18 protein-coding genes are annotated in these 23,603 nt (G+C 53.0%); 8 read left to right on the top strand and 10 right to left on the bottom strand.

The features are described 5' to 3' along the window. The first annotated feature begins 150 nt into the window (after positions 1-150). Positions 151-339 (top strand): hypothetical protein, encoded by a 189-nt coding sequence (locus CKW20_RS03555; RefSeq protein ID WP_095051683.1) that lies wholly within the window; start codon positions 151-153, stop codon positions 337-339. Between the two features lie 66 nt (positions 340-405). On the opposite strand, the gene CKW20_RS03550 is transcribed toward CKW20_RS03555, so the two are convergent. From CKW20_RS03550 to cysM, 5 genes are all read right to left on the bottom strand, one after another. Further along, the gene (locus tag CKW20_RS03550; protein WP_095051682.1) at positions 406-948 is read right to left on the bottom strand and encodes a DUF2058 domain-containing protein; all 543 of its coding nucleotides are present in this window, start codon (positions 946-948) and stop codon (positions 406-408) included. Positions 949-976: 28 nt separating this feature from the next. After that, complete coding sequence (mazG, locus tag CKW20_RS03545; protein WP_095051681.1) at positions 977-1,810, bottom strand: nucleoside triphosphate pyrophosphohydrolase; 834 nt, start codon at positions 1,808-1,810, stop codon at positions 977-979. Between the two features lie 123 nt (positions 1,811-1,933). Beyond that, complete coding sequence (gene relA / locus CKW20_RS03540) at positions 1,934-4,177, bottom strand: GTP diphosphokinase (RefSeq protein ID WP_095051680.1); 2,244 nt, start codon at positions 4,175-4,177, stop codon at positions 1,934-1,936. A gap of 127 nt (positions 4,178-4,304) precedes the next feature. Then, positions 4,305-5,657 carry a 23S rRNA (uracil(1939)-C(5))-methyltransferase RlmD gene (gene rlmD / locus CKW20_RS03535; RefSeq protein WP_095051679.1) on the bottom strand — a complete coding sequence of 451 codons (1,353 nt, stop codon included), beginning with the start codon at positions 5,655-5,657 and terminating at the stop codon, positions 4,305-4,307. Next, positions 5,657-6,559 carry a cysteine synthase CysM gene (gene cysM, locus CKW20_RS03530; protein WP_095051678.1) on the bottom strand — a complete coding sequence of 301 codons (903 nt, stop codon included), beginning with the start codon at positions 6,557-6,559 and terminating at the stop codon, positions 5,657-5,659. The genes rlmD and cysM overlap by 1 nt, the downstream gene beginning before the upstream one ends. A gap of 248 nt (positions 6,560-6,807) precedes the next feature. On the opposite strand from cysM, the gene CKW20_RS30105 reads away from it, so the two are divergent. Both CKW20_RS30105 and CKW20_RS03520 read left to right on the top strand, forming a co-directional pair. Continuing rightward, a complete protein-coding gene (locus CKW20_RS30105) occupies positions 6,808-7,176 on the top strand; it encodes a response regulator transcription factor (protein ID WP_371857401.1) in 369 nt (122 codons plus the stop codon). Positions 7,177-7,225: 49 nt separating this feature from the next. Next, the gene (locus CKW20_RS03520) at positions 7,226-8,371 is read left to right on the top strand and encodes a cupin-like domain-containing protein (RefSeq protein WP_095051676.1); all 1,146 of its coding nucleotides are present in this window, start codon (positions 7,226-7,228) and stop codon (positions 8,369-8,371) included. Between the two features lie 737 nt (positions 8,372-9,108). Here the strand turns inward: CKW20_RS03520 and CKW20_RS03515 are convergent. From CKW20_RS03515 to CKW20_RS03500, 4 genes are all read right to left on the bottom strand, one after another. Continuing rightward, positions 9,109-10,221: an ABC transporter ATP-binding protein/permease gene (locus CKW20_RS03515; protein WP_095051675.1), complete on the bottom strand. Its 1,113-nt coding sequence runs from the start codon at positions 10,219-10,221 to the stop codon at positions 9,109-9,111. Between the two features lie 83 nt (positions 10,222-10,304). Beyond that, on the bottom strand, positions 10,305-11,723 hold the full coding sequence (locus tag CKW20_RS03510; protein ID WP_095051674.1) for a TolC family protein: 1,419 nt from the start codon (positions 11,721-11,723) through the stop codon (positions 10,305-10,307). Further along, positions 11,723-13,876, bottom strand: a complete 2,154-nt coding sequence (locus CKW20_RS03505; RefSeq protein ID WP_095051673.1) for a peptidase domain-containing ABC transporter — start codon at positions 13,874-13,876, stop codon at positions 11,723-11,725. Before CKW20_RS03505 ends, CKW20_RS03510 begins: the two co-directional genes overlap by 1 nt. 10 nt (positions 13,877-13,886) lie before the next feature. Continuing rightward, positions 13,887-15,143 (bottom strand): HlyD family secretion protein, encoded by a 1,257-nt coding sequence (locus tag CKW20_RS03500; RefSeq protein WP_095052249.1) that lies wholly within the window; start codon positions 15,141-15,143, stop codon positions 13,887-13,889. A gap of 695 nt (positions 15,144-15,838) precedes the next feature. Here CKW20_RS03500 and CKW20_RS28885 point away from each other — a divergent pair. The 4 genes from CKW20_RS28885 to CKW20_RS03480 all read left to right on the top strand — a co-directional run bounded on the left by CKW20_RS28885 (position 15,839) and on the right by CKW20_RS03480 (position 19,530). Beyond that, the gene (locus tag CKW20_RS28885; protein ID WP_141228907.1) at positions 15,839-16,651 is read left to right on the top strand and encodes a hypothetical protein; all 813 of its coding nucleotides are present in this window, start codon (positions 15,839-15,841) and stop codon (positions 16,649-16,651) included. Beyond that, entirely contained in the window at positions 16,626-17,558 is a 933-nt protein-coding gene (locus CKW20_RS03490; protein WP_141228906.1) for a hypothetical protein, read from the top strand. Before CKW20_RS28885 ends, CKW20_RS03490 begins: the two co-directional genes overlap by 26 nt. After that, entirely contained in the window at positions 17,542-18,030 is a 489-nt protein-coding gene (locus tag CKW20_RS03485) for a toxin-activating lysine-acyltransferase (protein WP_218227990.1), read from the top strand. The genes CKW20_RS03490 and CKW20_RS03485 overlap by 17 nt, the downstream gene beginning before the upstream one ends. Positions 18,031-19,053: 1,023 nt before the next feature. Beyond that, entirely contained in the window at positions 19,054-19,530 is a 477-nt protein-coding gene (locus CKW20_RS03480) for a hypothetical protein (RefSeq protein ID WP_095051670.1), read from the top strand. Positions 19,531-19,913: 383 nt separating this feature from the next. Here CKW20_RS03480 and CKW20_RS03475 read toward each other — a convergent pair whose 3' ends face one another. Further along, positions 19,914-20,633, bottom strand: coding sequence for a response regulator transcription factor (locus CKW20_RS03475; RefSeq protein ID WP_095051669.1), 720 nt, complete (start codon positions 20,631-20,633; stop codon positions 19,914-19,916). A 215-nt stretch (positions 20,634-20,848) separates the two neighbouring features. Between CKW20_RS03475 and CKW20_RS03470 the strand changes: the two genes are divergently transcribed. Next, positions 20,849-23,599 carry a response regulator gene (locus tag CKW20_RS03470; protein WP_095051668.1) on the top strand — a complete coding sequence of 917 codons (2,751 nt, stop codon included), beginning with the start codon at positions 20,849-20,851 and terminating at the stop codon, positions 23,597-23,599. The last annotated feature ends 4 nt before the right edge of the window (positions 23,600-23,603 follow it).

The following is a 23,603-nucleotide window of genomic DNA, read 5'->3' as shown; positions in this document are numbered from 1 at the left end:
TGAATGTCGCGTATTTCGCGGGCTGCAGGACTTTTTCCGTTTTTGCAAAAAACCGCTACCAAACTCAGTCGTTTACTTAGCCAGCTAATAAAACTTATAACAAAGGCCTGCACACGCCTTGCTGCAGATAACAGAGATTGGAGCTAGCAGATGACTGTAAAAGTAACTGAACGCGACGATTCACATATGTCCCATGAAGGCATCGCCGCCGGTATCCGCATCTGGGATGTACATCAACAAGACCTGTTGGTCGGGATGTTCCACTCCGAGACCGAAGCCCATAAATACAAGACCGAACTTGAAACACTGGAGCAACAGCGCGAAGTACGCTCTGCATAATGACCGCATTGAAAACGACAAACCCCGCCATGTGCGGGGTTTGTCGTTGTTGCAGTCGCTAACGGCTTACCACATCAGATCGTCAGGGATCTGATAAGCGGCGTACGGATCGTCCTCGGCAATAACCTCTTCTGTCTGCACATTCAGTTGCACGATGCGCTGTGGATCGCGCTCCTGAATCTTCAGGGCCGCTTCACGAGGGATCACTTCGTAACCACCGGCGTGGTGCACGATCGCCAGCGAACCGCTGCTGAGTTTATTGCGCATCAGGCTGTTGACGGAGATGCGCTTGACCTTCTTGTCGTCGACGAAGTTGTAGTAGTCCTCGGTGGTCAGCTTGGGCAGGCGCGAGACTTCGATCAATTGCTTGACCTGAGCGGCACGGGCCTTCGCTTCCGCTTTCTCCTGCTGCTGACGGTTCAGCTCCTGGTCGCGCTTGACCTTCTCGGCCATGGCTTCCTGAGCGGCGCGCTGCTGGGAGTCATCGAGTTCGATCTGGCCTTTGTGGGCCAGACGTTGCTGCTTCTGCTTCTCTTTGCCGACCTGTTTGGCCTGCTTTTGATTGACCAGCCCTGCTTTGAGCAACTGGTCGCGAAGGGAAATGCTCATGGTGCTTATTTCTCACTTAGGCAACTGCTCAACCGCAGCTGGGCAAATTCTTTTCCTGACGTTTGGCTTCGCCCCACAAGGCGTCCAACTCTTCGAGGGTGCAATCTTCTATGGGACGGTGGGTGTCGCGCAATGCCTGTTCGATAAATCGGAAGCGTCTTTCAAATTTTGAGTTGGCGCCGCGCAGTGCGGTTTCCGGATCGACCTTGAGGTGTCGCGCCAGATTGACCACGGAAAACAGCAGGTCGCCAACTTCATCGGCAATCGCTGCCGAGTCATTGTCGGCCATGGCTTCGAGCACTTCATCGAGTTCTTCACGAACCTTGTCGAGCACCGGCAAGGCGTCCGGCCAGTCGAAACCGACCTGCCCTGCGCGCTTCTGCAGTTTTGCCGAACGGGACAGCGCCGGCAATGCGGCAGGCACGTCGTCGAGCAAGGACAACTGCTGCGGCGCCGAAGATTTCTCGGCGCGCTCTTCAGCCTTGATCTCTTCCCAGCGTTGCTTGACCTGTTCTTCATTCAGACGCGGGATGTCCAGCGGCGCATACAGATCACCGGTGGGGAACACGTGAGGATGACGGCGGATCAGCTTGCGCGTGATGCTGTCGACCACGCCATCGAACTCGAATCGACCTTCTTCCCGGGCCAGTTGGCTGTAATAAACCACCTGGAACAACAAGTCGCCCAACTCACCCTGCAAGTGATCGAAGTCCCCGCGCTCGATGGCATCGGCAACTTCGTAGGCTTCTTCCAGAGTATGCGGCACGATGGTGGCGTAGGTTTGCTTGATGTCCCACGGGCAGCCGTACTGCGGGTCGCGCAGACGGTTCATCAGGTGCAATAGATCTTCAAGTGAATACATCAATTGGTCTCTACACAGTCACTTGTAGGAGCGAGGCTTGCCCGCGAAGGCGGCATATCTGACACACCGCCTTCGCGGGCAAGCCTTGCTCCTACAGTCACCATCAATTTCCGTGCAGGTCTCTCACGGCGTGCGGTTACGGCGGGTTTCGATGATGTTCGGCAATTGGGAAATCCGCCCCAGCAACCGTCCCAATGCATCCAGCCCGGGAATCTCGATGGTCAGGGACATCAACGCCGTGTTGTCCTCTTTGTTCGAACGGGTGTTGACCGCCAGCACGTTGATCCGCTCGTTGAGCAGCACCTGCGACACGTCACGCAGCAGACCGGAACGGTCGTAGGCGCGAATGATGATGTCCACCGGATAGGTGAGCACCGGCACCGGGCCCCAACTGACCTGGATGATCCGCTCCGGCTCGCGCCCGGCCAGTTGCAGCACCGAGGCGCAATCCTGACGGTGAATGCTCACGCCACGGCCCTGAGTGATGTAACCGACGATCGCATCCCCCGGCAGCGGCTGGCAGCAGCCGGCCATCTGGGTCATCAGGTTGCCGACGCCCTGGATCTGAATGTCGCCGCGCTTGCCTGGCTTGTAGCCTGTGGCTTTGCGCGGGATCAGTTCCAGCTGTTCGTTGCCGCGCTCCGGCTCGACCAGTTGCTGCGCCAGGTTCACCAGTTGTGCCAGGCGTAAATCGCCTGCGCCCAAGGCGGCGAACATGTCCTCGGCGGTCTTCATGTTGGCCTTTTCGGCCAGCTTGTCGAAGTCCACCTGCGGCAGGCCGAGGCGATTGAGTTCGCGCTCGAGCAAGGTTTTACCGGCCGCGACGTTCTGATCGCGCGCCTGCAATTTGAACCAGTGAACGATCTTCGCCCGCGCCCGCGAGGTGGTGATGTAACCCAGGTTCGGGTTCAGCCAGTCGCGGCTCGGAGTGCCGTGCTTGCTGGTGATGATCTCGACCTGTTCACCGGTTTGCAGGCTGTAGTTGAGCGGCACGATCCGCCCGTTGATCTTGGCGCCGCGGCAGTTGTGACCGATTTCGGTGTGCACGCGGTAAGCGAAGTCCAGCGGTGTCGCGCCCTTCGGCAAGTCGATGGCGTGACCGTCGGGAGTAAAGATGTAGACCCGGTCCGGCTCGATATCGACCCGCAGTTGTTCGGCAAGGCCACCAATATCGCCCAGTTCTTCATGCCACTCGAGCACCTGACGCAGCCAGGAGATTTTCTCTTCGTAGTGATTGGAACCGGATTTGACGTCGGTACCTTTGTACTTCCAGTGCGCGCAAACCCCCAACTCGGCTTCTTCGTGCATGGCGTGGGTGCGGATCTGCACTTCCAGCACCTTGCCTTCAGGGCCGATGACCGCGGTGTGCAGCGAGCGGTAGCCGTTCTCTTTCGGGTTGGCAATGTAGTCGTCGAACTCTTTCGGAATATGCCGCCACAGGGTGTGGACGATGCCGAGCGCGGTGTAGCAGTCGCGCATTTCCGGCACCAGCACGCGAACCGCGCGCACGTCGTAGATCTGGCTGAACTCCAGGCCCTTGCGCTGCATTTTGCGCCAGATCGAATAGATGTGTTTGGCCCGGCCGCTGATGTCCGCATCGACGCCGGTGGCCTGCAACTCGTCTTTGAGTTGGGTCATCACATCGGCGATGAAGCGCTCGCGATCCAGCCGTCGCTCGTGGAGCAACTTGGCGATCTGCTTGTATTGGTCGGGTTCAAGATAGCGGAAGGACAAGTCCTCCAGCTCCCACTTGATGTGACCGATACCGAGGCGGTGGGCAAGCGGCGCGTAAATGTCGAAGACTTCACGGGCGACGCGGTTGCGCTTCTCGTTGTCGGCGGTTTTCACCGCGCGGATGGCACAAGTGCGCTCGGCCAGTTTGATCAGCGCGACGCGCACGTCGTCGACCATGGCCACCAGCATTTTGCGCAGGTTTTCGACCTGGCCTTGAGTGCCCAGCACCAGGGATTGACGGGGGCTCAGGCTGGCGCTGATCGCCGCCATGCGCAACACGCCGTCGATGAGTTTGGCGACCACCGGACCGAAACGCTGGCTGACCGCCGGCAATTGGATCTGGCCTTCGCGCACGCCGCGGTACAGCACGGCGGCGACCAACGAATCCTGGTCGAGTTTGAGGTCGGCGAGAATCTCGGCGATCTCAAGGCCCGTGCGGAAACTCGAGGTCCCTTCGGACCACAGATTCTTCGCCGCATTGGCTTGTTGTTCGGCCTCGCGAGCGAACTCGCAGGCTTCCTTCAAGGCTTCGCGATCCAGTGCCGTATCGACACTGACCGCATGATCGAGCCAAGCCTCGAGATTGATACTGCCGTCCGTGTTGATCGGCTGGTGTGCTCTCACCTGTACCATCTTGCTTTACCTTCCCTACGACGCAGATTCAATGCGTCAAATCGCTGACCTTCGCTGCCCGTGTGCATTCGCGGGCTAAGACGAATGCGTTTTGCACGCGCGGGTCAGTCGGACCAGACGAGCCGTCCTAGCTCGCTTCAAATAACGCCATGGCCTCGACATGTGCCGTCTGAGGAAACATATCGAGAATCCCGGCACGTTTTAACCGGTAGCCCTGCTTGATCAATTCGACCGTGTCGCGCGCCAGCGTTGCAGGGTTGCACGACACATACACCAATCGCTTGGCACCCAGGGACGCCAGCTTGCGCACCACCTCAAAAGCACCATCGCGAGGTGGGTCCAAGAGTACCGCACAAAAGCCTTCACCGACCCATTCGGCATCGGCCAAAGGCTGGGATAAATCGGCCTGAAAAAACTTCGCATTATGCAAATTGTTGTTAGCGGCATTCGCGGCAGCCCGTTCGACCATCGCCTGCACGCCCTCCACCGCCACCACTTCGCGAACAGTTTTGGCCAGCGGCAAGGCAAAGTTGCCCAACCCACAGAACAGGTCCAGAACCCGTTCATCAGCTTTCGGCGCCAACCACGCCAACGCCTGGGCGACCATCGCCTCGTTGACCCCGGCGTTGACCTGGATGAAATCTCCTGGCCGGTACGCCAGGTTCAAATCCCACTGTTCAAGGCGATAACCCAGCGACTGATCGGCCTCGACCGGTTGCGGCTCACCATCGCCATGCAGCCACAATTGAGCGTCATGGAACGCGCAGAATTCCTTGAGGATGGTCAGGTCGGCTTCGGACAACGGCGCCATGTGCCGCAATAACACCGCCAATGACGAACCACTGAACAACTCCACATGCCCCAGCGCCTGAGGTTTGCTCAAGCGTCGCAGCATCTCCGGCAAGCGGCTCATGATCGGTTGCAAGGGCTGTACCAGCACCGGGCATTCGTTGATCGCGACGATGTCCTGACTGCCGGCAGCGCGGAAGCCGACTTCAAGTTTTTTCGCTTTCATGTCCCAACGCACCGCCACTCGGGCGCGACGACGGTAGCCGAATTCCGGACCGCTCAACGGCGCTGCCCACTCATCAGGTTCGACACCGGCAACCCGCGACAATTGCTCGGCGAGCATGCGCTGTTTCAGGGCGAGCTGTTCGTTGTGGGGCAAATGCTGCACGCTGCAACCACCGCAGCGAGCGGCATGAGCGCATGGTGCCGGGCGGCGCAATTCACTGGCCTGGAACACCCGTTCGGTGCGCGCCTCGACCACTTTGCCGTGGGCACCCAAGACCCGCGCCTCGACTTCTTCACCGGCCAATGCGCCGATGACGAACCAGGTGCGGCCTTCGAAAAACGCGATACCGCGACCGTCATTGGCCAGGCGCTCGATGGTCAAGCGCTGCTTTTTGCCGGTCGGGACTTGCGGGGCCTTGCTGCCGCCCGTGGGCTGGAAGCGCAGGCCTCTCTCTTGCTTGGCCATCAGTTGGGCGCGTCGAAAATGCCGGTCGACAGGTAACGGTCGCCACGGTCACAGATGATCGCGACGATCACCGCGTTTTCAACTTCTTTGGACAGACGCAGCATCGCCGCCACGGCACCGCCCGAAGACACCCCGCAGAAGATGCCTTCTTCGCGTGCCAGACGACGGGTCACGTCTTCGGCTTCGCTTTGCGCCATGTCGACGATCCGGTCCACGCGCTCGGCCTGGTAGATCTTCGGCAGGTATTCCTGCGGCCAGCGACGGATGCCCGGAATCGCCGAGCCTTCCATCGGTTGCAGCCCGATGATCTGCACGTTGTCGTTCTGCTCTTTCAGATAGCGCGAAACACCCATGATGGTGCCGGTGGTGCCCATCGAGCTGACGAAATGGGTGATGGTGCCTTCGGTCTGACGCCAGATTTCCGGACCGGTGGTGGTGTAATGCGCTTCAGGGTTGTCACCGTTGGCGAACTGATCCAGCACCTTGCCGCGACCTTCGGCCTCCATTCGCTGGGCGAGATCGCGAGCGCCTTCCATGCCTTCTTCCTGAGTGACCAGAATCAGCTCGGCGCCATAGGCCGTCATGGCGGCTTTACGCTCGGCGCTGGAGTTGTCCGGCATGATCAGGATCATCTTGTAACCCTTGATCGCGGCAGCCATGGCCAAGGCGATCCCGGTGTTGCCCGAGGTCGCTTCGATCAACGTATCGCCGGCGTGGATCTGCCCGCGCAATTCGGCGCGGGTGATCATCGACAGCGCCGGACGGTCCTTGACCGAACCCGCCGGGTTATTCCCTTCGAGCTTGAGCAAAAGGGTGTTGCTGGTGGCGCCAGGCAGGCGCTGCAAACGGACCAGCGGAGTGTTGCCGACGCAATCGGCGATGGTTGGGTACTGCAAGGTCATGGCGTATTCGCAATCCAGACTGCGGGGGCGCCTATCATACCGTCAAACGTGCGCAGGCCATATCACGCAAAGTGAGGGGCTTATGGCGAATGGGAATAAGGGTCATCATGGAAAAATGAGCTGCCACCCAAGATTCTTCTTACAGGTGACATGGATAACATCCGTAAGACTTGGCGATCTCGCACTTAAAAACGCTGTTACTTAACCTAATTTATGACGGTCTGGTAGGACGTTTCCTGCAAGCTGTGATGCCTTTGATGAACTATCGAAATATCCGCTCCCTCTGTATTCTTTTGAACCCACTACAAATTATTTTAAAACGGACCTGGAATTTTCCGAGACACACAAAGTCCTCAACAATTACGAAACTTTCTCGCAGGCGAACACTTTATAGACAAAGCTTAATTATATATGGAGTTAAAACACTCATGACCAACAGGGAACAGGAGGTTCTACATTTGCTCCTGGATGGAAAGAGCAACAAACAAATAGCCATTTCACTTGGCATTAGCGATTTCACGGTGCGCGACTACGTATCATCAATCTTACGAAAGAAAGGAGTTAACTCAAGATCAGAACTTTTTGCAGCAACAATGAAAAGCACTATACACGACTAAAGAACGCTTGCTTCCGCATCATTAAAAATAACGAAGGCCAAACATCCACATGAACATGAACCTATCACTTTCAGCAATGTTTTCCAATTCTCACGCCATCGGCCTAATCGGCATATTTCAGTTCATATTTACAAATAGTCACATATGGATGGACACGAACACCAAGACCCATATCTATTTGGGCATGCACCCGCAGCCTGATGTGACCATCACAATTTCAGAGGCAAACCTTCTAAACATCCTGGATGGTAGCGCCAACATAGAACAACTATACGCATCAGGTAATCTTGAAATCGATGGCAACTTAGGCCTAGCAACACTTTTACCTCAACTAATTTATGATCAACCGAATAGTCATTACAAGCAAGAAACTGTCTCAACCAATGAGCGTTACCCTGCGCGAAAGCGATTCAGCGAACTTATCTCGCTTGACACCCAAATTAACGAGATAGAACAAATCACACAAAGTGAGCTTTCGATTGAAAATTTCAGATCTAAGTATATGCGCAATGGCGTACCGCTAATTATTAGCGATGCCATTCAAGATTGGCCAATATCGAATATTAGCAAACAGAAAACCCTAGAAAACTTTTCAGAACTTAGAGGCATTACACGCAACGGAAACTATGCAGACTTAACATTTTCTACCAAACGAGAATTCAATACCGTTTCAATGGTAGATTTCATAAAATCACTAGACAATCTTGAAGACCCACTCCAACCTGGTGATCTACCGCCATACATGGGAAACAATATACTACCAAAAAAACTTCTGCACTTAATAAGTTATCCGCCGTATTTTGAGCGCACACAATATGTAGCTCCACGAGTTTGGATAGGACCGAAAAATACTCTAACGCCGTTGCATCGCGATGATGTAGACAACTTATTTGTTCAAGTATGGGGATCCAAGAGTTTTATACTTGCAGCCCCTCACAATAGAGGTGCGCTTGGCACATGGTCAACCTCACCGAACGGAGGACTCGACGGCTGTGATTTTGATCCAGAGAAGCCTGACTATGGTGTATTTCCCGATGCGCAAAACATCAAGTTTTTGAAAATCGAACTAAGAGCCGGAGAGATGTTATTTTTACCAGAAGGTTGGTTTCATCAAGTAAGGTCTTTAAGCTCTTCGCTATCAATAAATTTTTGGACAAACTCATTTAGGTGCCTTGAGGCCAGACAACAACCATGAGCAAGCATCAAAATAGAACTCATCGATACACCAAGGAGCCACAGAGCCAAATCAAGTCAGAACCAATCTTATTGAGAACACTATCAATTAAAATAGTTCGCTTGAAAAGCGTAACTATACCTGCGCATTAAAATATAGATGAAACCTTTAATAGCAAGCGCCATGAGCAACCAAAAATTGCAATAACAATAGCGAAACCACAACTACCCTGACGCCCCTCCGGGGGGCCTCTTGCCCTCGGAAGCTTACCATCCACCGCTTCTTTCTTTAATACAATCAAAAAACTACCTCCATCAAAAAAAAACCTTCTGCCTTTTGGCTTAATACAAACTTTTCCACCCTAAACCCATAAAAACGCCCCCCACAGATAATAAAAAAAAGAAAAAAGCGATCCACAGCACCAACATACAAAACAGCGCTGCGCGATCTCCATCAAATACATTACAAATTATAGGTAATAACGTGCACCCAAAAATGCACACCGAAAACTAAAGCATTTCAATCTCACACAATCACTCATTGTATAACCCATGAAAGAACCACGCATAATGTATCTGCGTGAATACCCCCAACTTTTTTCACCGCATATCAAAATACGCGGGGTTGTCAGCGGTGACCAGAGCAGCTTCACAACCACGACAGCCGTAAAATCTCAGACAGCGAGAGCATCAAAACTCGGTGAGTATTTCAGACCTTCCTTATCTCCTGATATCTTGGAGATAGCGATAAGACCTGAACTACTCCGCAAATGCGGCTTGAGGTCCAGTGGTGGGGTCATCGACTTCAGTGAGAAGTGTCAGCGCACCATCAAATGAGATCAGTCTATCGGTCGTGGCTTTCCAGTCAGCAAGACGGTGGTAAGCATTTACAAACCAACTCAAATTATTGCACAGATTGCCAAATGCCGAATTGATCTGCATCACATCACCAAACATGATGTTGCCGGAGAAAAATCGAGGAACGGCCAACAGGCTGCTAAACACCAGGGAGAGTTGGCTGTAACTTTCGGTAAACAACGACAGACGCATTTTTACTCGAATGGTGCGGCGCATATTAGCTAAGCTGACGTCAAGCTTTTCGCTGATGCTTTCTTTCTCGAAATGACGTCCGATCTCGGTTGAGCGCACCTTTGAGCCCTCACGGAAGCGTATAAGAAAGTACCGGAGATCGGCCTCCGATCGCTGCTGGTTATTACTAAGGGAGACCAGCTTGAAACCGATTCTCTGGCTAATATACGTACCCAGCAAGGCGTAAAGGATGGCAGCCCAGAACATATAAGCCGGGACGGTAATTCCCCAGAACGACGCGTCACCCGAAATACTGATCAGCACTGCACTGAAGGATACGACGCTGGCCAAGGTATAGATAAGGCCGCAGGCAAGGTCTATGGTTTCAAAGGTGAACTTGTTGATGTCCTCGGCGATACGTTGATCCGGATTATCGATACACTGTTCAACTTGCTCGGGCCGAGTCGACTTGACAATCCAGGCGGAAAGGTAGTAGTTGGTCAACCAGCGTCGCCATTTGAGTGCAAATATATCCACCAAGTAGGTGATCAGCACTGACCGCACCACCGAAAACGAGATGATAGCGAGGAACACTGCCACCAAATTGTAAAACTTATGGGCATCGAGATCTTGAATGGCATTGTAGAAATGTTTGTACCATTCGTTGATGGCCAGGGCAGTAGCGACGGCCAGCAGCGAGAGAACCACCAACGCGGTAAGCGCACACCACGCAAAAAATTTCTCCTCGCTTTGCCAGTACAACGAAAGTACAGAACATGTATTTCGCAGGAAGGGCTTTTTGCTGAAATTCGTAGCCTCCTTGTTTGTTGTATTGTGGTCCATTAGTGCCTCTCGGTAGTGTCCTGAAATTGATTTATATGTTTATTGTTAATACATTCTTTTGCTTCCTGCTCGGAGGTACATGGTTATAGCGCCCAGAAACCCAAGCGTCCTAGGCTTGCTGCCAGTTTTAGTCGCGCCAGCTGCCAGCTGTTCAATGTGTTTATATGTTGTTGTTCCGCTGCTGCATAAGCGTTCAATGCGTTCAGAAGTTCGATCATGTTGCCGGCCCCAGAGCTATAGCGCCCTTGCACAACTTGCAGGGCCTGATTTGACTGGTCCACCCACTCAGCGGTTCTTTCCAGTGAGCGCGTTTCGATGCTCAGCGTTTGATAGTTGGCCCACAGCTCCAACGAGATACGTTGTTCAACATCCGAAAGCTCCGCTTCACTTGCTTCGAACTGTGCCTGAGCCCCCCGCACCTGATAGGCACGTTCGAAACCTTCAAACAGCGGAATATTCAGTTGCAGACCAACGCTGTTGTCACGCATTCGACTATCGCCGTTGTAGTCCATTGGTTGGTTGGTCCGCACATCGGATATGTTTGCGATAAACGATAGGGTAGGCCGTCCGACAGCTCGGCTTTCGTCAATGGCAGCCTTCGCCGCATCCAGCTTGGCCTTGGCGGCAATAAGCGATGGATGATCCTGCCGGGCTTGTTCCAGCAAATCGTCAACGCTTTTGATAAACAAGGTGTCCGGACGCCGACTTAGGCTCCCCGCCAACTCTAAAGATGTTTGCGGCGGCAATCCCATACGCAGTGCAATAAGGCCTTTGGCATTTCGCAAGACACCAGTGCTGCGAACTTCGTTCAGGCTCGCCTGCGAGTATGCAGTTTGCGCCTGCAGTCGGTCAGAGAGCGCCGCAGCTCCCGCTGCATACTTGGCGCTTGCGGCGTTGAGGTTTTCGGCCGCTAATGCGGCGACCTTGCTTGCGGCAATCTGGCTGCCTTGTGCAGCGAGGGTGTCGTAATATAGTTGCGCCGTCAGCACGAAGGCCTGCTGCAACTGCCTGTCCTGATTAGCATTTGCTGCAATGAGCAGTTGTCGCGCATTTCGCAGAGCCGCTTCGCGGCGACCGAAATCAAACAATACCCAGCTAAGACTCAGGCGATTTTCAAGCTGGCGTTGATGACCGTGACGAGAGTATTCCCCACGCAGTTCATACTCGGTGTCGTTACGACCACTGGTGATACCAGAGTTACCGTTGAGCCTTGGGAGATACGCCGATTGCTTCACCCCGACTAAGGCCGCTTGGGTCTTGGCATTAGCCCAGGCCTGTCGCAACTTTGGGTCGTGACAAAGTACCCGCTCTATCATTTCTTCCAGCGTCAAAAGTGCAGGTACAAAGCCCACTTCACACGACCAAGTCAAGCTATCAACGTCCTTGATCGCAGTGCGGGAGACATCCCGATCGGTCTTGAATATGTCCATATCCAAAGCCACGGTCCATGGTGACCAGGCGCAAAGACAAGCCAGCACGGTGTTGGCCAAAGCTATATTCATCACAGGGCGACATCGCCTGTCGAATGAAACATCGTTGCCGTGGTGGGCTGGTCCAAGACAATCCGGCCAGCTTCCAGTATCACCACTCGATCTGCTGAGGCGATCGTCTCCGAGCGATGAGCGACAATGATGCGAGTAATCTTAAGTGTCCGTACTCCATCATTTACCTGCTGCTCGCACTTCACGTCCAAATGACTGGTTGCCTCGTCAAGAATCAGAATGCAGGGTTTCTTGTAGAGCGCTCTGGCCAGCAACACACGCTGCTTCTGCCCGCCGGACAACACCGTCCCCATGTCACCAACCAGGGTGTTGTAGCCCATCGGCATGGCCACTATGTCAGTGTGAATTGATGCCTTACGTGCGCATTCCATAGCCCACTCCAAGTCAGGTTTGGGTTCGAAGAATGCGATGTTGTCTGCCAATGAGCCGGCAAACAGGCAATCATCCTGCATCACCGTGCCGATCTTGCTGCGGAGGGTTTCCATACCCAAGTGGTGCAGTTCGCTACCGCCAATTTGTATCTGGCCTTGGGTAGGCTGGAAGATTCCCAGCAGCAGACTGATCAGTGTGCTCTTTCCGCTGCCCGAGGCTCCGGTGATGGCCACCGACTCCCCCTGACCAATGTGTAGATCGATGCCATCCAGCACGAACGGCTCTTGATCGGAATAGCGGTACTTCAATCCTTTGATATCAATATCGACCGGGCACGGGATACAGGTCGCGGAACTCAACGTGCCGCGGTTGTCTTCTGGGGGATGCATGACAATGTCGGCGAGGCGTTCGCCTTGCAAACGCAGCATGTGCAGTTCGAACAGATGGTCGACCAAACTGGCCACGCGACCTATAAACTGGGATTTGTAGGCGATAAAAGCCATTAGTACGCCGACGCTGAATTGGTTGTTCATCACCATGGACGCACCCAGCCCGAGCGCCATCAGATTTTCCAGACCGAAAATCAAGCCATTGAGCTGGGTGTAGATCAGTTGCAACTTTTGGGTTCGTAACCCTGCATTGATCTGCTCCACGAGCAATCCAAGCCAGGCGGAGCGTCGTTCGCTCTGGCGTTGGAACAGTTTTATTGTGCGCATGCCGCGCACCGTTTCCAGAAAGTGGCTTTCCTGTCGAGCAGCATGAATGATCTGCTCCTCGCTTGCCCGGCGTAAGGGGCGGTACCAAGCCCAGCGAACCATTGTGTACAAGGACATGGCAGTCACTGCAATGGCTGCCAGCAACGGACTGTAGATAATCATGAGGACGAGTGTCGCGATGGTTATCAGCCCATCCAGAATCGTAGAAAAGAAGGCGGCTGTCAGTGTCCCCTGTATCGCGCCAATAGCACCGAAGCGCGAGACGATATCGCCCAGGTGGCGCTTTTCAAAGTATTGGATCGGTAGGCGCAGCAGGTGGCTGTATACATTTGCCTGCCATTGCACGCTCAACAGGGTGTTCGTGTGCATCATCACCCAGGCCCGTATAGCGCTCACTAGTTGCTGCATCAGCAGTAACAGACCAAAGCCGATGATCAAGATCGTCAGCAAGTCACGGTCTTGAGTGACTAATACGTTGTCGATGATCCACTGCAGCAAAAAAGGACTAGCCAGCGAGAATACTTCCAGGACCAGAGCCAGTAACAGAATCTGCGCCAAGGCGCGATAAAGACCGCTTACCCGTCCCAGCATGCTCATCAATTTGACTTGGGGCTTGGCTTCCTGCTTTTCAAAGTCGCTGCAAGGCCACACCTCAAGGGCAACACCGGTGAACGACTTGCTAGCCTCGGCCAGGCTCAACTGGCGGATGCCATGAGCCGGGTCATGCAGAGTAAGACGCTGACCGTCTACGACCTTGAGCACGACGAAATGATTTAAGTTCCAATGCAATACACACGGCAGTTTGAGCTTGCTCAAGTCCTCCAGTTCAAGCCTCACCGCCCTAGTGCCGAGCTTCATCTGATCAGCTGTCTGTATCAGCTGTTTGAGCGTAACCCCCTTGAGCGACACGCTGAACTCGCGTCGGAGTTCCATCAGTGTTGCGTGATGACCATGGTAGCCCGCAACCATCGCAAGACAGGCCAAGCCGCACTCTGTCGCTTCGGTTTGTAGGATCAGGGGCAGCCGCCGGCCCAGGCGCAAGCTGATTGCGTCGAGATAGTTCATGCATTTGTCCCTAGAGTTTGCCAGTCAAGCTATAGAGCGGTTCAAGTACCCACTCATAAAGGCGGCGAGTCTCATGCAGAATGTCTGCCTCAACCAGCATGCCGGTTTGTAACGGTCTTGGTTTGCCGTAAGCCAAGACAGACTGCGCTTCGATATCAACGCGAATACGGTAGATCTGTTCGCCGCTCAGCCCCAGCCCCGGCACACTTCCGGTCATGCTCGCAAGCTCAGCGGCAGACATGGTGGCTTTGGAAATAGACAACACGTTGCCGCGATGCTGGCCGAATTTCTGGTATGGATAAGCCTGGTAACGAACCATTACCGGGTCGCCTGTACGAACGAAGCCGATGGCTTTACTCGGTGCGTACAACTCTGCTTGTAGGCGGGAATTGGCAGGCACGATGCTCATTAATGATCGTGAGCTATCAACAGTCTGGCCCGGCTCAACAAGAATGGCGGTTGCTACGCCTTCTTGGGGAGCCGTGATGATCAGCGTGCGCTTGGCTTCGCTTTCGATAAGCTCCTGCTGGACACTGGACAATGACCGCTGGATGCTGGCGAGCTGATTCTCGTGCAATGCCGAGAGCCCCGAAAACTCATGTCGGCGCTCGACCAGTTGCTGTGTCAACGTCGTAGTTTCACGAACCAGGCCCTGAAGGGTCTGGCGCTGGCCCAAGAGTTCCGCCTGGCGTTGCTGAAGCTGATCCATGGAGATATAGCCTTTATCCATCAGTCCCTGATAACGACCGGCGGCATTGGTTGCCAGCTGTACAAGCTTCTCCTGGCTGGCCACTTGCTTCGCCAATGCAACCAACTCTTGTCGCAAACTTTCAAGCTTGCTTTTCAGGCTTTGGCGCTCTTCAGCCTGAAGCTGCTTTTGTTTCGTCAACTCCTCACCCAGGGATCGATGTCGTTGCGCGAGCTGATCGCTCACCTCTGCCTGTATCGGTCCCAAATTCCCCGCAAAACGCTCACTGGAAAGGCGAAACAATTGCCCCCCCTGTTTTACTAACTGCCCTTCATCTACAAAACGTTCGAGCACCACACCGTATTGTGGAGAGTAAATTTTCAGCTGCCCCGAGAATGGAACCAACTGACCCGGCACCGTACTGCGTTTGGTATAGCTACCGCAGATGAAAAAGGTGACCACCAAAACGGCAAACAATACTGAAATTAGCGTCAATACAGTGAATGAAACGGGCCTGACCAACACGATGTCACCGAGCCAGTTACCCTGTCGTGAGGCTAGTGCTTCAAGTCGAAACAGCGGAGTCTTTGGTGTCACGCATATTTCCTTCCCTAGACTGTGACCAGGTTGTTACCTGAGCACTATGCTTCCCACCGGCATCGAAAAAAGCCAGCTGAAATATTCATTGGCGCCGCAAGCGGCGAACAAAGTTACGCGGGGTAAACTCATCACTTACCCCATGCGAATCGTCCACATCAGTTTTACATCAAAGCAATTTTCGATGGTGCGCCTGCTCCTGAACTTTCGTTTTGTAATACCCCCTCTGAGCGACTATGCGCGGAGCGAAACTTTAGGGTTACAGTAGGTTAGCGTGATGTAACGTACCTATTAGCTGATGGCCGGACCAATAAGAAATTGACCACCAACTGGGAATCCGTAATCAAACAGTCATGCTTCACATATGCTCAACATCTCATTTCAACAAGTCATGTTGAACTTTCAATTTCAGCTGCCTGGCTTAAATTAGGCTCTCTCAGTGGTTTGATCCTTTCACTTTCGCACAGTGCTGTGCCCGTGGTAACCCCTACAGATGTAGGGTCGCATTTGGCTAGTCTTTAGAGCTAATGTAATTACCTACAATCGCCACTATGGTTGTTTTTTATAGGTGATGGCGCTTTATGATGGATAGCGATACCGCATGAGGGACAGGTGGGTTTTAGTCGACAAGGTAAAGGTTTGGTCGTTCATCAGACTAAGAATAGAAGTGATCAATTATGACGAAAAGGACTCAGCTATCTAATTTACAGGAATGTTTTGTAAATTTTGAAACCAAAAAGCTGGAAGGATGCAGCGTTGTTTACTTGAACGAAACACTGGCCGATGGCAAATCGTCGAAAACTATTCTTGACGCTTACAGCTATGTTGTGATGTCTGACTCAATACCCTCACGCGGCCAATCCTCAGTCAAAACATTTATGGCCGAGCGCTATGGTGGTGACGGCATACTCAGTAATGGCGGCGGAGGACGCTGCGGTTTCGATGGTGTATGGCAACTCAAAGGGCTGGGACCCAATCAATTGGTTGGCAAAGATGTCGATGCAGGTCATGGCGATGGCAATTTATCCCTAGACACGGCTATTTATGAGTCTATCTGGTCCGAAATCATAAGCGCCACACTTCCCTTCGGTGCCATTCGAACCGTCGCCGTCTTGGACACTGGATGTAAGTATGACGCTAGGGGAATTTCAACTCCCCGCGGGCTGCTGGTTCGCCAATCCGTCGTTCGCCCGGCTCATTTTATTAGGGCTACCTACTTCAAAGAAGAACAGCTCGATAGGCTAAGTGAGGATGCTCAGCGAGTTAAGGCTGCAATAGTGAAGCTGGTTGACTTTCTGCCTGGCGCAGGTGTTGCAGATACAACTAGCAGTACGATTGATCGCTTAAAACTCGGATTGTTTGAACTTGCTGCACGATTTGCAGAGCGCTGCAGCCAAGGCGAAACATATTATTCATTACAATGTGAGTGCGTCGAATCTCTCACTCGATGGGGCGTGGCTGGACTTGAGTGGCACCCGATTATTCACTGAACTTATTGGAATTGATAAAGTAGATATTGACAGATTCAACACCGAACACTTTCCTGCAGTACACAGCTTGCAGAGCTTGTGTTATTACTTGAGTAAATACTCTGTAATTTCCGTCAAAGACTCTAATCACCTTCTAGAGGAAACAACCAAGCACTTTGCAAAAATACACGACGAGCAGTTGAGTCTATATCAGGTAGCACAGGCGGGATTCCCTCTATGGATACTGCAGGTGTTGATAGGCAGCACAGAGTTTGCAAAATTTTCCAGCAATCTACGTAAGCTTCTGGCGCTAAATGATTTTACGGTCAACTCAATTACCCTAGAGGGAGGCTGGAACGGTTATGAACGCTGGACTGCTCGGCTGTTCCGCGAATTATTATCAAGCAGGACTAATGCTGCGACCGCCGATTTATCATGGCTTAATACGGACGCGACGGTGATCAACCAATTGCTTTCAAGCTATAATCTACTGTTCAACCTCGCCTCAAAAATTGCTAGCGACCAACACATCAATCTTAAAAACTTTTATCGTTGTATGTTAATAAACACAACCCGACTCAATCGTAACCATAGTGTGCTACATGATCTTAAAGTAAAAATTGAACGTATCAGAATCGGTACATCGCCAGATAAAATGGTAGCGTATCAAGCGCTGGCAGACGAGGCTGTGTTTGCAGCAAGACTAAACCTAGGAAACGAACAAGGCCGTTATGTTCCATTCTGGCTGAGTGACACACTATCTATCTGGTTTGATCCTGCGTCCGGCATGTTTACATTGCAAGAGGCTGATAGCCGCTCGTTGTCGATCGAGACCCTTATTGAACTCAGTGAACACCTAGCAGACGTCAATACGGCGCTGAGTTTTTACCGTAACGATTGGAACAATATGAATGAAAAAAGAATTTAATCTATTTACAGAGTGCCATAATATCGCCATCAAGGATAAGGCTGTATTGCTCGGCTATGCCAATATGATCATATTTATGTGCCGCCCCTACTCTGCCTTTCGGGTTCTAACATTAGACTTCTGGATATCACCAGCAATTGACCACAAACAAATCTTGTTCTTGTTTGATAGCACATCCAAACCTATTGGCTATGTCACTTGGGCACACCTAGCACCCGATACGGAGCAACGCTTGCTGAAGGATCAAAGCTTTTTGCTCCATCCCTCTGAGTGGAATGAAGGTGGGCGAACCTGGATTATTGATTTTTGTTTTCCTTGTGGTGGGGTGAAAGAAGCTATTCACAAACTAAAAAAATTTTTTCAAAACGAAAATATTGACGATATATTCTGGGTGCGTAGGAATATTGATTACCCTGACCAAAAGGGTAAAACCTTACGCGGCGGCATTCAAGTTAAATACCCGACCAAATAAACTCTAATAAAAAACGCATTACAGGAGGAACTCGTCATGCACTACTTGTAGATGTGTCACATTTGAAAATTTTCAGTATTAAACATTAACAATATGAGTATTAACTAATGCGCGATTTAACGTTAGCTGAAGCTGAAGCTGTAAGCGGTGCTGTTGGACCTCCTGGTGCAGCGGTTGGAGCGGTTGTAGGCGGCATCGGATATATCGGAGCGCAAGCCGGTGCAGGCTCGACTCCTACGATTTCAGGAGCCGCAACTGCCATAGTGACTGGTGGCATAGCTGGATTCTTCACTCCGACTACCACCGCACAAGCCGCTGGAACGGCGTTGGGTGGCTTCTATGCTGGGTTCGCAGGAGGGCTTGTTGGACGAGCGTTTGGCGGTGGTGGCGGTGGCGGTGGCGCCGCTTAATCAAACTTCAATCGAAATCTTGGTCGCTACTGACTGAGATTTTATTACTTTGATATAGACATAGCTTATCCCGTTGTTATCTGTCCGACATACCATCGTCATTAATACTCGCTAACCACGCACTTAGGAGTGTTTCCCTTGATAGAGTCTTGTAATATTTTTGGCTGGATGATGATAATTTTAATTTCGACCTCGCTCATTCTATTTTTGTTAAAAAAAACTACTGGCTTTGAGGTCCCACAAAATGTCAAAGCTGTTTTTTTTGTCCCATTTGTCGTTGGTGTCGGAATGATGTGCGTAAAACTTATACCTATCTGCTCTTGAACTCCAACTTAAATCAGCCGATGTAGAAAACAGTTTAGAAGCAGACAGGCCAATTCTACCACACACTTAGAAGTGCTTCCCTTGATAGAGTCTTGTAATATTTTTTGGCTGGATAATTTTAATTTCGACCTCGCCTATTCTTTCCTCACTAAAAAACACTGGCTTTGAGGTCCCACAAAACGTCAAAGCTGTTTTTTCGTAAATTTGTCGTTGGTATCGTAATGATGCGCACAAAACTTATTATCTACTTGCGACTCCATCTCTCAAAATCAGCCGATAGATTGAAATCATGATTAAGTATGTTTTGAAAAGATTCAAGATAAGAGACCAACTATCAGCAGATTTTTTGAAGCTTCTTTCATTGGCTGAAAAAACTGCATTGGCTTTTATGTTGATAGTTTTAGTTTTTGTTTTTATGGAAAAAATCGGTCTAACAGACGTATTTTTGGTTGGGGGCGTTATAGGTGGAACTATAGGTTTTTTGACCATAACTGTAAAAAAGATATATCACAACGAAGCATTTTCCGAGCTAAAAATCTATGCCGACATAAAGCAAGACATGCTGAGGAGCGCAATACTCTCCATTGATTATTCAGAAAAAAAAGATGGAGTGCATTATCCAAAAAAAAGGATCTTTAGTATTTTTCACTATTGCAAGTCTGAAATAATCACACACAAGGCTCAAAATGGAATCCACATATTTACAGGACCGCACAATAGACTATTAAAACTTTCAAACATCATATTGCGAGAGACACCTAACTGAGCACTGCATAGAAATTTTCATGACCGACTGACAAACGATGATAGGCCATGTACTTGAGCGCCTACCGCAAGCTATTTAGGTAGAAAAACTCGAGGCCTTGCTGCCGTGGAACTGTTCCCCAACTATCTCGCGCTAAATGCCCACATCGTTTTTTTTGCCATGTGTGGTTTATAGGTGCTCAAAACAATTAAAAGCTTTGAACCTTCACAAGCTATCAAAGCATTCTTATTTATCCCATCCACCGTTATTACAGCGTAAATGCGCGCAAAACGCATACCTATTCACCCTTAAAACTCAGTCACCAGCTCAACCAGATCATCAGCAGACAGAACGCCACCAACAAGCAAGCCAGTTTCCAGAACAGTGAATGCCTGCCCGGCACGTCAGACCATTTCATCGGCCGCACTCAAAACATACCCCTTGCCCCAGACCGTACGCACTTCACGCTCGGTGTAACCGATGGCCTTGAGCTTGCGGCGGATCTGGCTGATGTGCATGTCGAGGCTGCGGTCATGGGGCGCATAACCGCGCTGTAACACCTGCTGATAAAGGAACGCCTTGCTCAGTACTTCATCACCGTTGCGATTCAATGTATCCAGCAACCGATATTCGCTGCGGGTCAGGCCGGCCGCATGTTCGCCAAAAAATATCTCGCATAGTTCATCGTCGAAACGCAGGCTGTCCATCGCTGGGGCAAGCGGTGCCAGTGCCGGCCGGTCGAGCGCCACCCGCCGCAGGATCGCCTCGATGCGCACCCGCAGCTCGGCCATACTGAACGGTTTGGGCAGATAATCGTCGGCGCCGAGGCGAAAGCCACTGATGCGATCTGCCTCGGCGCCCAACGCCGACATCAGCACCACCGGCGTGGAATGGCTCTGACGCAGTTGGGTCAGCACCGCCAGGCCATCCAGCCCCGGCAGCAGAATATCCATCAACACCACATCGAAGGCTTGCCGGCGCGCAATGGCCAACCCTTCCTGGCCGTTCTGGCACCAGGTGACCTGAAAACCGCAGCGTCCCAGATGCTCATGGACATAAGCACCGAGCACCAGATCGTCTTCAATGGACAGGATGCGGGGATGACCAACAGAGATGGGAGTCATAAGTATCTGCAAATAATTCTCAGTTGCCGATAATTCAAGATTGCCTCGCCAGGGGCAACCCAAGGTTGGTCCCCCAAGACTAAAGCGCGGAACTGGCCGACGAATGACGACATCAATTTTACAAAGATTGCCCGCCTGCAAGTCGCTACACTGCGCAGGTGGCGCGTGCCGGACGCATGTGCAGGTCAATAAACAGCTGGATGCAGGAGAGATGCGTGCTCAAGAAACTGGGAATTAAAGGCCGCGTGCTGTTGCTGACCCTGTTGCCGACCACCCTGATGGCGCTGGTTCTGGGCGGCTATTTCACCTGGATGCAGCAATCGGACCTGCAATCCCAACTCATGCAGCGCGGCGAAATGATTGCCGAACAATTGGCGCCGCTGGTGGCCCCGGCGATGGGTCGCAAAGACGACGAGCTGCTGGAACGCATCGCCACCCAGTTCCTGGAACAAACCGACGTACGCGCGGTGACCTTCCTCGCCGCCGACCGCACACCGCTGGCCCACGCGGGCCCGACCATGCTCAATCAGGCCCCTTTGGGCGACGGTTCGCAGCTGTTGCGCCGCAGTGGCAATGACGCCACGCGTTACCTGCTGCCGGTGTTCGGCAAGCACCGCAACCTGGCCGGCGATCCGATCCCCGATGAAGCCGACCGTCTATTGGGTTGGGTCGAACTCGAGCTATCCCACAACGGCATGTTGCTTCGCGGTTACCGCAGCCTGTTCGCCAGCCTGCTGCTGATCGGCGGAGGGTTGGCCGGTGCGGCGCTGTTGGCGTTGCGCATGGGCCGGACCATCAACCGGCCGTTGAGCCAGATCAAACAAGCCGTGGCGCAGCTTAAGGACGGTCATCTGGAAACCCGCCTGCCGCCCCTCGGCAGCCAGGAGCTGGATGAACTGGCGTCCGGCATCAACCGCATGGCCGGAACCCTGCAGAACGCTCAGGAAGAACTGCAAAACAGCGTCGACCAGGCCACCGAAGATGTGCGTCAGAACCTGGAAACCATCGAAATCCAGAACATCGAGCTGGACCTGGCGCGCAAGGAAGCTCTGGAAGCGAGCCGGATCAAATCCGAGTTCCTGGCCAACATGAGCCATGAAATCCGCACACCGCTCAACGGCATTCTCGGCTTCACGCATCTGTTGCAAAAAAGCGAATTGACCCCGCGCCAGCTCGATTACCTGGGCACCATCGAAAAATCCGCCGACAGCTTGCTGGGGATCATCAACGAGATTCTCGACTTCTCGAAAATCGAGGCCGGCAAACTGGTGCTCGACCATATTCCGTTCAACCTGCGCGACCTGCTGCAAGACACCTTGAACATCCTCGCTCCGGCCGCTCACGCCAAAGAACTTGAGCTGGTGAGCCTGGTTTATCGCGATACGCCACTGTCGTTGGTGGGCGATCCGCTGCGACTCAAGCAGATCCTTACCAACCTTGTGAGCAATGCGATCAAGTTCACCCGCGAAGGCACTATCGTTGCCCGGGCCATGCTCGAAGAAGAGCATGAAGACAGCGTGCAACTGCGCATCAGCATTCAGGACACCGGCATCGGTCTGTCGAATCAGGACGTACGCGCCTTGTTCCAGGCTTTCAGCCAAGCCGATAACTCACTGTCCCGGCAACCGGGTGGCACCGGCCTGGGGCTGGTTATTTCCAAACGCCTGATCGAACAGATGGGCGGCGAGATCGGCGTCGACAGCACACCGGGCGAAGGCTCGGAATTCTGGATCAGCCTGAGCCTGCCCAAAACCCGCGACGACGCCGAAGACTTGCCCGGCCCACCGCTGCTCGGGCATCGGGTGGCGGTTCTGGAAAACCATGAGCTGGCCCGTCAGGCATTGCAGCATCAACTGGAAGACTGCGGCCTGGCCGTCACGCCGTTCAATACCCTGGAAAGCCTGGCCAATGGCGTGACCGGCGCCCATCAGACCGATCAGGCAATCGGCCTGGCAGTGCTCGGCATCACCAGCAACGACATGCCGCCGGAGCGCCTCAACCAACATATCTGGGACCTTGAACACCTGGGCTGCCGAGTGTTGGTGCTGTGCCCGACCACCGAGCTGACGTTGTTCCACCTCTCGGTGCCCAACCCCCACAGCCAGCTGCAGTCCAAACCGGCCTGTACACGCAAACTGCGTCGGGCCTTGTCGGATCTGGTCAACCCGCGCCAGCAACGCAGCGATCCCGGCGAGCCGGTCTCCAGCCGCGCGCCGAAAGTCCTTTGCGTCGATGACAACCCGGCCAACTTGCTGCTGGTGCAAACCCTGCTCGAAGACATGGGCGCCAAGGTGCTCGCGGTGGAAAGCGGTTACGCCGCGGTCAAGGCCGTGCAGAACGAGACCTTCGACCTGGTGCTGATGGACGTGCAGATGCCCGGCATGGATGGTCGCCAGAGCACCGAAGCCATTCGCCAGTGGGAAAGCGAACGACATTGCACGCCACTGCCGATCGTCGCCCTTACCGCCCACGCGATGGCCAACGAAAAACGCGCGTTGCTGCAAAGCGGCATGGACGACTACCTGACCAAACCCATCAGCGAACGGCAACTGGCGCAGGTGGTGTTGAAATGGAGCGGCCTGGCGTTGCGTAATCTGGGGCCGGAGCGCTCCAGCGAAAGCAACAGCAGCCATGAATTGCAGGTGCTCGATCACGAAGAAGGGCTGCGCCTGGCGGCCGGCAAGGCCGATCTGGCGGCGGACATGCTGGCAATGCTGCTGGCGTCCTTGGAGGCCGACCGCGAGGCCATCCGCGTCGCCCGTGAAGCCAACGACCAGAATGCCCTGATCGAGCGAGTCCATCGCCTGCATGGAGCAACCCGTTATTGCGGCGTCCCGCAACTGCGCGCCGCCTGCCAGCGTAGTGAAACCCTGCTCAAGCAACAGGACCCCAAAGCCTCCGGCGCGCTGGAAGAACTCGAACGCGCCATCAATCGCCTGGCGGCCCATGCGCGTATCAATGCCTGATGCA

The sequence above is a fragment of the Pseudomonas sp. Irchel s3b2 genome, assembly GCF_900187445.1.
In the GTDB taxonomy this organism is placed as follows: Bacteria; Pseudomonadota; Gammaproteobacteria; order Pseudomonadales; family Pseudomonadaceae; genus Aquipseudomonas.
Note: the sequence above shows the minus strand (reverse complement) of the source record. Positions and strands in the feature narration are given on the sequence as shown.